General features: G+C 39.8%; 10 protein-coding genes. 3 read left to right on the plus strand and 7 right to left on the minus strand.

Going from position 1 to position 12,465, the window contains the following annotated elements:
• Window positions 1–105: 105 nt before the first annotated feature.
• Window positions 106–2,070 carry an SPFH domain-containing protein gene (locus tag HDF25_RS23040; RefSeq protein ID WP_184628759.1) on the plus strand — a complete coding sequence of 655 codons (1,965 nt, stop codon included), beginning with the start codon at window positions 106–108 and terminating at the stop codon, window positions 2,068–2,070.
• 57 nt (window positions 2,071–2,127) lie between these two features.
• On the opposite strand, the gene HDF25_RS23045 is transcribed toward HDF25_RS23040, so the two are convergent.
• Complete coding sequence (locus HDF25_RS23045) at window positions 2,128–2,433, minus strand: hypothetical protein (RefSeq protein ID WP_184628760.1); 306 nt, start codon at window positions 2,431–2,433, stop codon at window positions 2,128–2,130.
• Between the two features lie 47 nt (window positions 2,434–2,480).
• A complete protein-coding gene (locus tag HDF25_RS23050) occupies window positions 2,481–3,797 on the minus strand; it encodes a putative sensor domain DACNV-containing protein (RefSeq protein WP_184628761.1) in 1,317 nt (438 codons plus the stop codon).
• An 86-nt stretch (window positions 3,798–3,883) separates the two neighbouring features.
• Here HDF25_RS23050 and HDF25_RS23055 point away from each other — a divergent pair, with 86 nt between their 5' ends.
• Window positions 3,884–4,219, plus strand: a complete 336-nt coding sequence (locus HDF25_RS23055) for a cupin domain-containing protein (RefSeq protein WP_184628762.1) — start codon at window positions 3,884–3,886, stop codon at window positions 4,217–4,219.
• A gap of 7 nt (window positions 4,220–4,226) precedes the next feature.
• Window positions 4,227–4,916, plus strand: a complete 690-nt coding sequence (locus HDF25_RS23060; RefSeq protein ID WP_184628763.1) for a GNAT family N-acetyltransferase — start codon at window positions 4,227–4,229, stop codon at window positions 4,914–4,916.
• 178 nt (window positions 4,917–5,094) lie between these two features.
• On the opposite strand, the gene HDF25_RS23065 is transcribed toward HDF25_RS23060, so the two are convergent.
• From HDF25_RS23065 to HDF25_RS23085, 5 genes are read right to left on the minus strand one after another with little or no spacing between them, the layout of a single operon-like run.
• Window positions 5,095–7,149 (minus strand): carboxy terminal-processing peptidase, encoded by a 2,055-nt coding sequence (locus HDF25_RS23065; RefSeq protein WP_184628764.1) that lies wholly within the window; start codon window positions 7,147–7,149, stop codon window positions 5,095–5,097.
• Window positions 7,150–7,157: 8 nt separating this feature from the next.
• Entirely contained in the window at window positions 7,158–8,366 is a 1,209-nt protein-coding gene (locus tag HDF25_RS23070; RefSeq protein ID WP_184628765.1) for a thioredoxin family protein, read from the minus strand.
• A 26-nt stretch (window positions 8,367–8,392) separates the two neighbouring features.
• Window positions 8,393–10,117, minus strand: coding sequence for a S8 family serine peptidase (locus HDF25_RS23075; protein WP_184628766.1), 1,725 nt, complete (start codon window positions 10,115–10,117; stop codon window positions 8,393–8,395).
• Between the two features lie 18 nt (window positions 10,118–10,135).
• Window positions 10,136–11,281 carry an aspartyl protease family protein gene (locus HDF25_RS23080; RefSeq protein WP_184628767.1) on the minus strand — a complete coding sequence of 382 codons (1,146 nt, stop codon included), beginning with the start codon at window positions 11,279–11,281 and terminating at the stop codon, window positions 10,136–10,138.
• A gap of 13 nt (window positions 11,282–11,294) precedes the next feature.
• A complete protein-coding gene (locus HDF25_RS23085; protein ID WP_184628768.1) occupies window positions 11,295–12,464 on the minus strand; it encodes an aspartyl protease family protein in 1,170 nt (389 codons plus the stop codon).
• Window position 12,465 lies beyond the last annotated feature (1 nt).

A 12,465-nucleotide genomic window follows, 5' to 3' on the forward strand; every position in this document is an offset into this window, starting at 1 on the left:
CGCCTATTGCTAATTTTCGTTAAAAAAAGACCAAAAAATATTCATAGGTAACAACTATGTTTTGATTGATAAAATAAATTACCTTGCGTCAAAAAAAACATAATTATGGAAGCGCTCATTTTTAAATATTCATGGGTATTATTGGCACTGCTGTGCATCATTCTATACAAATACATACTGCGTTTTTTATTCGGTATGGTTGTCGTTCCGGAAGATAAAGTCGGTCTGATCACTAAAAAATTCGTACTCTTTGGCGCAGAAAAAGAACTCCCTGACGGACGTATTATCGCCATTAAAGGTGAAGCCGGTTTTCAGGGAAAAACACTTGCTCCCGGGATGTATTTCGGGATGTGGTTCTGGCAATATACCATCACGATGGAACAGTTTACCATTATCCCCGAGGGGAAAATTGGTCTGATCATGGCTAAAGATGGATCAGAAATCCCTACCGGGAATATTTTAGGTCAGAAAGTAGATTCTGACAATTTCCAGGATGCCGTTAAATTTTTGGAAAATGGTGGTCAGCGTGGTCGCCAGACCTCTTATATTACTTCGGGTTCTTACCGTATCAACACGATGCTTTTTCAGATTTCAGTGACTGATATGATTCGTATCCAGGAAAGCATGGTCGGTATTGTGACCACATTAGATGGTTCACCGGTCGAGGCAAATCAGATTGCCGGTAAACTGGTAGAGGGCCATAACAATTTTCAGGATTTCGATAATTTCATAAAACATGGCGGAAACCGTGGTTTGCAACCGCAGGTTATTCTTGCTGGTTCTTACAACTTAAACCCATGGGCAGTACAGATAGAAGAGATCCCGATGACGGAAATCGCTATTGGTTACGTTGGAGTTGTCATTTCTTATATCGGAATCGACGGAAATGATTTAACAGGCATAGACTTCAAACATGGAAACATTGTTGGGAAAGGCTCAAAAGGTGTTTGGTTAGAACCTCTGGGCCCGGGTAAATATCCAATCAATAAATACATTATGAAGGTAGAACTGGTACCTACAACCAATTTAGTGTTAAACTGGGCAAGCGCACGCAGCGAGGCCCATAACCTGGATAAAAACCTTTCTACAATCACTGTCCGCTCAAAAGATGGCTTCCCTTTCAATCTTGATGTAGCCCAGATTATCCATGTTCCGACCACAGAGGCGCCTAAAGTAATTGCCCGCTTTGGTAATATGGTGAATCTGGTTTCACAGGTTTTAGAACCGACCATAGGTAATTATTTCCGTAACTCAGCACAGGACAGTGATGTTATCGCCTTCTTAAGTACCCGTAAAGAACGTCAGGAATCGGCAAAAGAGCACATCCGTAAAGTCCTGGATGAATATAACGTAAATGCTGTAGACACCCTGATAGGAGATATTGTTCCTCCGGAGTCACTGATGAAAACTTTGACAGACCGTAAAATTGCGGAAGAGCAAAAAGTAACCTACAATACTCAAAAACAAGCTCAGGAAACACGCCAGGGCATGGAAAAGGAAACAGCCATTGCTGATATGCAGAAAGATATCGTTAAAGCACAGCAGAGTGTAGAAATTGCCGAACGTACAGCAAGCGCAACGGTTAAAAAATCTGAAGGTGATGCAGCGGGTGTAAAATTAGCAGTCGGTGCAGAAGCAGAAGCGACCAAAATGAGAGCTCATGCTGAAGCTGAGGCCACTAAAGCCAGGGCACAGGCAGATTCAGAAGCGATTAAATTAAGAGCTTCGGCCGAAGCTGAACTCATCTCTTTAACAGGTAGTGCTGAAGCAGGAAAGATCCTGGCTGTCGGAAAGTCTACTGCCGAGGCTTATGAACTTGCCGTAAAGGCGCTGGGTGGTGAGAACTTTACACGTTATAAAATTACTGAAGAGCTATCAAAAGGTAAGATCAAATTAATTCCTGATGTATTGATTGGTGGCAACGGAAATAACGGAGGTTCAGCAATGGACGGTCTTCTGGGCTTAAAACTGATGGAAATGATGGATCCTGAAAAACGCAAAGAAGTAGCTCCCCCTTCTGAAGCCATAGAACTGACAACCCAGGTCAAAAAGGACAATACAAACTTGTAATCAGCTATAGCAAAAAGCCTGCGTCATAATATGACGCAGGCTTTTTGCTATAGCTGATTATTTGAGTTTCAACTCCGTTACTTCAATTAAATCAGGGCCATTTTCAACCGGGTAACCTTTAACCTTTGTACCTTTCACAATCACTTCTTTATCGATATAAGTATCCAGGTTAACTGTACTGCTTTTCAAAGCATAGGTTTTATCAGCAGATTTAATTATATGTGTACCATACTGAAAGGTAGACATTCCTAACTGTTGTATTTTTCCGGTTAATTGAACAAGGTCCTTATTTCCAGGAGATTTAACCATACTACAGCCTGTAAAGACAAAACCTATGGCAAGAAGAGTTAATATTTTTTTCATATCAGTAAAACGTTAAAATCAGCAGTTATGCTACAATTTTCAATTTATTACTTCTTTAGGGGTACCCCAGGCAGTTTAGTACTCCTCAAAAACTGATACACCTTGATGTTCTCCCACATCCTGACTTCACCATCTACACACATAATTGCCCTGATTTCACCATCCTGAGAAACCACAAAACCCAGGCTGTCGGGATGTTTCAGACAATAGGCAAACATAGACTGATGTCTGGTCCCAAAATGCGAGGGCTTAATCTTAACTTTGTTTTTATTGAGATAAACATATTCAGGCTGTTGTTGTTCAGTAACCAGAACACCAAATCCTTTTACAGTCAGATGCGGCGATAAGAGCACTAATCCATCCACACAACTTAGTGAGGAAACAAAACGGACTGCGCCTATCAATTCATTAAAACTATCTTCAATATCGGCTTCATTTTCATCACAGGCTTCATGCAGTTCAATCGGCAGGTCCCTTCCCTTTTTCTTAATTTGCTTTATTTCATTACTCAGCAAATCACTATCCGTAATATGATCAACAATATGCATGATTGCCTCTTCAATCCGATTGTATTGCAGGGCATATTTAATATTCAGATCAGCAGTGAAGTCTTTGGTTAAAAGAATAGCGCCGCCATGATGATAATTCTTTATTTTCAGTAATACCCGGCTAATAGACTGAATCACATATTCCAGGATAATTTCATTATATACTACCGTATCGCTACTGGTTAGTTTATCCTTAATAATTGTTTCGAGATAGTTTTGGCTATAGGCTGCATTTTCCTCCAGAAAAACAGAAACCGGCCCAAATTCAAATACATTGGGATATAGCTTAACCAGCGTATCCTGATTTAAACTGGCTATAGGCTGATAATCCAGCATTACACTCAACATACCGATACCAGTGATCATCGTTTGCATAATCCCGGGATGCATTGGTTTTGCTTCCCTTTCATAGTTCAGGAAATTTTGAAAATGGATGATCTGATCAATCATTCCATAGATATACAACACATGATTATCATCATAATAAACCGCAAGGCTGGAGCTCATAGGATCTGCCGCTTTTGATAACTTAATCAGATTCTTGATTGAAAACTCTATTTCAGGTTCAAAAGGAAAGAATTTCCAGGTGTCATACGACGCCCTTTTGTCTTCAAACTCCACAATTGCGTTATGATCCAAAAGCGTTATTGCCACTTTAATAAACTGTCCCTCTTCAGTTTGCAGACTGGTATAATATAAAGTATTAAAAAGTTCATTGAGAATAGGTTCAGGTGGTTTTTCGTCATTGCTCTTAGATTGCTGCAATTCCTTAAAGACAAATGCTGCCAGGTCGTTTGGTGTAAAATATTTAGCCATCTTAAATCGGGTTGTACCTTACAAAGGTTAATCTTAAATTTTATACTTTTATAATAATTTCCAATTAAAAGCTTTAGAACATAACTATGGAGAACCCAATTTTCAATCATTTCTCAGCTATCGAAACCAAGGAGTTATCCCCGGGTTATCTGTCAAAAATAATACACACCAAAAACAATACAATCAACTTCCTTGAAGTAAAAGCCGGGAGTGTATCAGCGATGCACAGTCATGTTAATCATCAATGCGTATTTGTTATTGAAGGTAGGTTTGAACTCACCGTAGATGGCGTATCGAAAGTACTGGACACCGGAACATTTGCTGTTTTACCTCCCAATATTGTACATGGAGGCAGAGCGATTACTGATTGCAAACTGATAGACATCTTTGATCCTGTACGTGAAGATTTCAAGCTCCTATAGTTTACCGATGGACCATATACTAGATAACCCGGCCTGGAATGCCCTTATTAGCGGAAATCAGGAGCTTTCAAATGGCATTGAAGACGTAAAATATTTTAACAAGGAGGTGTCCCCTTTTGTAGGTTTAAAAGAAAATTCGATTAGTAACTTCCATCAATTATATGAACTAATTCAGCATGATAGCCCGGTAGCATTTGTCAATGCTGCAGAAACACAAATCCCTGACTGTTGGAAAGTACTGCATCTGGTCAGTGCTTATCAGATGGTCTATAATCAAATCACAGTTCCTGCTAATGTAAACATGGATCTTATCTCTTTAAAGGAAGAAAATGTCCCTGAAATGCTGGCCTTAACACAATTGACCAAACCCGGGCCATTTGCTAAAAAAACAATTGAGATGGGACATTATCAGGGCATTTTTGAAGACGGTAAACTTGTCGCTATGGCTGGGCAACGCCTGCACCCTTCACCATATGCAGAGATCAGCGCAGTTTGCACTCATCCGGAATATCTTGGAAAAGGCTATGCGAAACAATTATTATTAAGTCAGGTACATAGGATCAAAGCTAAATCAGAGATCCCATTTTTACATGTGCGTCATGATAACGAGCGTGCCATTCAGGTTTATGAAAGCTTAGGTTTTTCGACAAGGAAAGAAGTCTATTTTTATTTCCTTCAAAAGGAAAAGATGGGGTAGCCATCCGGCGTCCCCCCAGTCTTCACACTAACTAACTCTAAACTAATTTCTTTTCTACTATAAGTGATTATTTCAGAGACGGTAGCTTAGGTTTTCAGAAAAGAAGGGGTAGCCATCCGGCATCCCCCATTCTCATTACTAACTATTAAACTAAACCAGAATCTAAAATATTTTTCTGCTATTTATGCTGGTTATTAACCAGCTCAGCTGTAACCTGTAAACTCTCGTCTTTGATATAATCCACTTTGGATTTAGTCACTCCTTCTATAGAGGTCACTGGCTTTAAACCTTGTAAAGCCCTGTGCTCATTTATCCGTTTCAAATCTCTACGCTCCTGTTCTCCCTGCATGGCTTCATATTTCTTCAGGTCTAATACAAGTGATTTCTTTGCGTTTGCTTCTTTAAACTTCTCAATACCTTCCTTTAAAGCGAGGAATTCCGGATTAGCCTGCATACGTTCTTCATGATCTTTTTCCAACAGCGTATTTATTCCCTTCATTTGTGAAACCGGAGAGAAAGAAGCTTTTGCAATTTCATCGTAAGGAAGTGCATTTTTCAAGGTACTTTCACCCACATATAACATGCCGGCCGATGGGAAGCTCACATCAGGGTTTACACCACGATTCTGAGTACTGGAACCATCTATACGGTAAAACTTTGCAAAAGTCATGTTGAACTGGCCATAATTCTTATCGGGTTGTTGAATCACCTGGTTCAGCGCATAAGTATTTTGCGCAGTACCTTTACCATAACTTTGTTCACCAATAATAACGGCTCGTCCATAGTCCTGCATCGCTGCTGCAAAAATCTCTGATGAAGAAGCACTCAAACGGTTAATCAACACTGTTAACGGCCCATCATATACTATTGAGCTGTCAGTATCCGAATGAACGGTTACTTTGTTTTCTGCATCACGCAATTGCACTACAGGGCCATAAGTAATGAACAAACCCGCAAGATCAATCCCTTCTTTCATAGAACCTCCCGGATTATTACGTAAATCGATCATCACACCTGCTACTCCCTGGTTTCTAAAAGATTCCAGTGCCTTTCTCACATCGAGCGAGGTAGAGGCATAATTTTTATCTCCTTTATTAAATGCGTTCGCATCGAAATAAAAATTCGGAATGGTGATAACTCCTATTTTTTGTTCCCGGTCGCCCTGTTTTACAGTTTTAACCTCACTTTTCACTTTTTGATCTTCTAATACGATCTTGTCCCTTGTCAGGCTAACTTCTTTGGCCCGGGCAGCTATCGTTGCTCCTGCTGGTAAAAGCCGCAGCCGGATAATTGAACCGGCTGTACCGCGTATTTTCTGTATAACTTCATCCAGATCCCATCCAGCCACATTCTCAAATTCACCCTTTTCACCTTCAGCAATGGCCAGAATCCGGTCATTTATCACAACCTGATTACTTTTCTCCGAAGGCCCTCCACTGATCACTGACGTAATTGTTGGATATTCATTCTGAAGAGTTAATTCCAGGCCAACCCCCACCAATGATTTGTTCATTTTGATATTGAATTCATCAGTGTTTTTTGGCGACAGATAAAGACTATGCGGGTCTATAGTAGCAATGAAAGCATTCATAAACTGTTCAAAAGCATTCTCACTTTTCAGGTTTTCCAGTCTTTTCTCTAATTTCTGATACTGCCTGATCAAAATATCCTGTGCTTCTTTTTCAGTTTTTTTATTTGCTCTTAATAAAATCAGGTCATAACGGACCTTTTTATTCCAGTATGCCTGCTGCTGGCTAACAGAACTAAACCAGGGCAATTGTTCACGCGTAAAATCAAAAACATCCGCAGAAGACAAGTTTTGAGCAGTTTGAAGTGTCTTTAAAACATAATCAACCCTTTCATTCAGTCTTTTGGCATATATTTTATATACCTCAAAGGCAGGTAAAAGATCACCCGACAATAAGGCATCATCCATTTTTAACCGATATTTTTCAAGCTCCTTCACATCTGAGGCCAGGAATAAAGTACGTGTTTTATCCAGCCTCTCCAGGTAATTGTCGAAGATCTTTGTTGACAAAGAATCATCTATTTTAGTCTTTTTATAGTGATAACCGGCAACCATATTAGCTACTGCCTTGGCAATAGTGGCATGCTGTGGCAACGGTTCAAAATCAGTACCATCAGGCGTCAATTGTATCGCTTGCCCATTTGCAGAAGAGAATATCCCTACACCATAGAACAGAAAGACAACAGAAAACTTATATAATTTCATGGGATTATTTATTTCAGTAATTGTAGTATATGTGCCTCTACTTTTTCCCTGGTATCTGCTCCTATCTCTTGGGTAGAACCATTATTTAAGGACCCAAAAATTACCAGCGGTATAGCATTGGCCTTAAAAATCTGTCTCAGTTCTCCTTCTTTATCTACGTTCACTTTATAAAAAACAACTTTATCTTTATACTTGGCAGCAAGCTCTTCCATGACAGGCATCATTTTCATACACGGACCACACCAGGTTGCCCAGAAATCGATCACAACAGGTTTACCACCTATTGTTTTCCATTCTTTATTGTTTTTGTAATCGTAAACATGTTTTAAAAAGTATTCGCGGTCTATAGAATTTACTTTTCCCGGAACCATGGCAACTGTTTCCTTTTTAACTGCAGGTGCCGAACTTTCTTCGCCCTGGTTAAAGGACTGGAAATAATATTTATTACGTTCGATATCGAAAGAGATCACCCCTTTATTTAAAATTGATTTTCCTACAACCGTGCGCGTAGCATCACCTTTAGTTACCTTTACATTATTCACTGATATACCGGCCAGCTTTACCGCCGCTGAGCCGCTATTAATCAGTTGCGCATCCGTTGCCGAAAGTACAAGAGGCTCATTCTGGTAAAAATCCGCAATTGCCTTCACAGGTTTACCATTGATTATTATCTGAATAGTAAGTCCTTCGCTCCTTGACAATTCAGCATTATCACGGTTCACCAGTTTCAAATAAGCTGGCTTATAAGGTGTCGAAAGGGTAATGGTTTTAGCCTTACTATTAATAGTCACGACAACATTGGAAAATGCAGCGAAACCAATTACTCCGTCTACCTTTAACTTGGTCAGCAGCACATTTTCTTTAAGTACACGGGTACTTATATCTTTCTGATAAACCGTATTACCCACAAAAAAACCAATAGCTGTTGCGCCGCCAACCACCTGAAATCCTCCCCTTGGATAGTTATCTACAGGTTTATCTACCTTCATCGCACGTACAACAGCAGCTTGTTCGGTTACCGCAACTTTCCCCCTCGAATCCAGTAAAAAATCACCTTCAACTCCTCCAACATTCGCTCTTATAATCATATAGCCATCTACATCCCTATAAGGCAGAATCTCACTGGTGACATTATTTTGTGCCGCAGCATTAAAGCATACGGAAACGGTAAGTAGATAAAAACACAACCCTTGCACCCATTTCATTCTTTTCATCATTTCAGTATAAAAGATATTTTAGACAATTATTTAGTTTTACTCAGTTTATCAGCTGCAAGAACAGACTTATAGGTATTTAATATCCCCCCTGTGCTGCACAGTTGCTTAAACAAGTATTGATCTGTTTTCATGCCAACCTGCTTTTCTACTTCCACATCTTTACGGTCAGTCACATTATTTAAAATAAGTGCTCTGATCTGAACTGCATTAAGCTGAGGATAATAGGCTTTGATTAAGGCAGCTGTACCAGCCACACAAGCACCTGCAAACAGAGAACTTACCCCCTGGCGATAAGTACTGCCCATATAAGTAGTGGAAACATTTACACCAGGAGCGAACAAATTGACCTCCTTTGCACCAAAATTGGCAGATTTAAGTGGCATACCCAGGCTGTCGGAAGCGGCCACCTGTATGAAATTATTTAATTCTTTACCATTGATATATTGATTCGGATAAAAGCTCTGTTTAGACAGATCACGGGAAAGATCCCATACAGAAGACACAACCAATATCCCTTTTTGTTCAGCATATAACAAGGCATCATTTACCCATTTAGCTTCATACGCGGGATATACTGTATTGGATGGGCCTAACATAATCACATCTGCTTTATGTTCTACAGCATAACGTATAGCCAGGGCAATATCCTTATAATAGGCCTCCCCCACTTTAGGATAAACACGTAAGGACATCAGCTGTGCATCAGGCATAATACCTTTAATCCCTATATTATTAGCTCTGTTCGCGGCTATAATTCCTGATATCATGGTACCTGAAAATGAACCATTGCTGTATAAATTGTTGTTACCATAGTTCTTCTGGCTGATGTTTGTAAAGTCATCACCCGTAATTTTCCGGGCATCAACCATATTGGCCAGCAAACTCTCATAGGTATTTTTAGGCCTGTTATTCTTTAATACAAGATCCCTCATTGCGATATAAGTAACAGAATCCCGTTTCAGTTTTGTCATACTCCCATTATTAACCCCCATAGCAAACAGAAAAAAGTACCTCGACATCAGCTTTAAGGAATCTACATGACTTCCCTGATGGTCCAGATAGTTAGTTGCTTTGGTAAACTCATGCTGACCAACTTTAGAAAGATCGGGGTACATTTTCTTTATATCAGACTCAAAATCATTGTTCAGGTAATACTTCTCAAATTTTAAAACATTGTATGAAATGGCTTCTGTCGCTAGCTGGGATTCTTTTTGAAGCGCATAACGAAAGTATTTGTACTCCGCAATATTGGCCGGAGCAGGAACTATAACCGGCTTCTGCAAGATGTCATCAAACTTTACATAATCAGTCCCGTTAAAAAATATCCCTTCATAAAGCCCTCTTAAACGGAAGTATTCGCGGTCGCCTTCCTTATTTGTTTTTTCTATCATTTCACCCTGGGCATTACCCAGGAAATTCCATCCATGGATATCACCTATCCAGCCATCTTTATCATGATCAACTCCATCTGCCTTTTCGTTAGGGTTTGTCCACTGCGAATCTTTCAGGTCTTCGTGTTCCCCATCCATTCCGTAACCGATAACCGCTACAATGGGTTTCTTTTTTATCTGTTTGCCTTTCAAAAACTCATATGCTTTGTTCACTTCAGCACCATAAACACCATCTTTATCAAAAGAAAGGTTATACCAATCAGCTATTTTTTCTTTTGATTTTTTTTGCACTAATTGGGCTTTACCGGTCAGAACAACAATTTGTAATGACAGCACAAGTAATAAGGTTCGTTTTTTCATGTTCTTATTTTCAGCTTTTTAACTTTTATTAATAGTGATATTTTTTGTGCCCTGCTTCGTTTTTACCATGAGTATCACCTGGTCATTTTCTTTTAAAACAGGTAAGCCCTTGGTAATACTTTCACAAACGCTCATCGGCTTGATCTCTTTTCCATTGATATGGGTAACCACATCGCCTACTTCTACTTGTCCTTTTAATTTATCCCAAACGGTAGCGATCACCATTTGATTTCCACTTACAGCCATTTCCAGATCCCAGGTCTTTTTCAAATCCACAGCTATTTTTCCGGGTTTAAAGGGTTCAAACCGGAACAGTTTATTGACATAGTCTATCGTTACCTTTCCATACTGCAATGATTTGTATCCGAATAAAGTTTCAGGCGGATTGCCTACACTCGCCCTGAAATTCATAAAACTGGCTTGTCCTACGGTCATTTCCGGAACTTCCACCAAAATGCATTTACCCATTCCTCCCCTACCCGTAGCACCTATTGAACCGCCACCTTCTCCTTCCCTGATCTTATGGAGAGCGTCTTGTTGTTCCAACTTCAAATATTCATCCCGCTTAAGAAATAGAAAACTGTCAGAACCGGTATCAAAAAGTACTTTAGCTTCATCGTATTTTCCCATATTTAAAGAGAAAACCGGCATACCACCAGTAGCAGCAGCAAAAGGAATAGTTCGCCTGTCACCTGCTAAAGACGCCATTCCGCCCGCCCTGACCCTGATCTCTTTCGTCTGATCGTTAATCTCAATAGTATTATTTTGGAAGAGGTCACTTCCAATGACACCTTGTACGCCTAAACAAGAAAACATTTCAAAATCAAAAACAAGAAAGGGAAAATTGTTAAATACTGCTTTGCCGTCTGCCGTTTCCACCTGGTTCAGGTTAACTATTTCTAATTGCTGTTTATTACTGTTAGCATCCGTAACCTCCCTTGATCTGTTTACAGAAACCCCAAGGCTCTCTTTTAAGCTAACACTAATGGAGCTTTGACCGCCCGTGTCAAACATCATGGGAATCAATTTTCCATTCAGGCGCATTTCTACGATCATCTTATTGGCAATTACCTTATAGGGTAGGATAGCTACCTCCTGTGCGGATACCTCACCAGTAAAAAACCAGCAGCCGAGCAGCACCAAAATCCGGGATATGAACTTCATGTTTACTTGTATTTTAATTTCTATGAATTGTTATATTTTTCACTCCCTGTTTCGTTTTTACAGTGAGTATAACCTGGTCTTTTTCTTTTAAAACCGGTATACCGATAGTCAGATTTTCACAAAAGCTTGTAGATTTGAGCTCTTTCCCATCAATATGGGTTACCACATCACCTACTTCCACTTCTCCTTCCATCTGTTCCCATACTGTACCAATAGTCAACTGTTTCCCCTCTTCACGTACTTCCAGCTCCCAGTTCTTTTTTAAATCTGCCTCTACCTCTATTTTTCCAGGCTTAAAAGGTTCAAAGTGAAACAGCTTATTGACATAATCTATAGTCACCTTTCCATAATGCAATACCCTGTATCCTAATAAGCTTTCGGGTGCATTACTTGCATCAGACCTGAATTTCGTAAAACTGGCTCCTCCTATGATCAGTTCCGGAACTTCCAGCAAAATCCGATTGCCAGTTGCTACCCTGCCTATAACTCCCAAAGTACCACCTCCTATTCCTTGTCTGACCATAAAAAGTGCTCCCTGCTGTTCCAGCGGTGGATAATGCGAAGCCTTAACCGATAAAAAGCAGGCAGCACCCGAATCAAAGACTACCCTTTCCTGGTCATATTTCCCCACATTTAACATAAAAATAGGGTCACCATGAGCACTGGCACTAAATGGAATAGCTTGCTTAGCGCCTGGTACAACCGTCATTCCACCCTTCCTGATTTTGATTTCTTTGGTTTGATCGTTAATTTCAACAGTATTGTTCTGCCAAAGATCACTTCCGATAAGTCCGCCAACACCCAGACAGGTAAACAGTTCATTATCCACAATAACAAATGGAACATCTTTGAATATTGCTTTCTTATCCGGTGTTTCCACCTGATTCAGCTTGACAATGTCTACATGTTTCGTACTACTATTGGCATCCATAATTACTTTTGAATCAATCACAGCTGACCCAAATTCTCCCTTTAAAGCTGAGCTGATGGCATTTTTACCACCTGTATCAAAAATCATGGGAACGAGTTTTCCGTTCAGACGTATTTCAATGATCATCTTGTTGGCAACTACCTTATAGGGTAGAATTGCAACATCCTGGGCAAATACAGTACTGGTAAAAAACCAGCAGATCAGGAATATCAAAGGTTTGTATATCAAATTCACTTTTATTTGTATGCTCATG

The sequence above is a fragment of the Pedobacter cryoconitis genome, from assembly GCF_014207135.1.
Lineage (GTDB): Bacteria > Bacteroidota > Bacteroidia > Sphingobacteriales > Sphingobacteriaceae > Pedobacter > Pedobacter cryoconitis_D.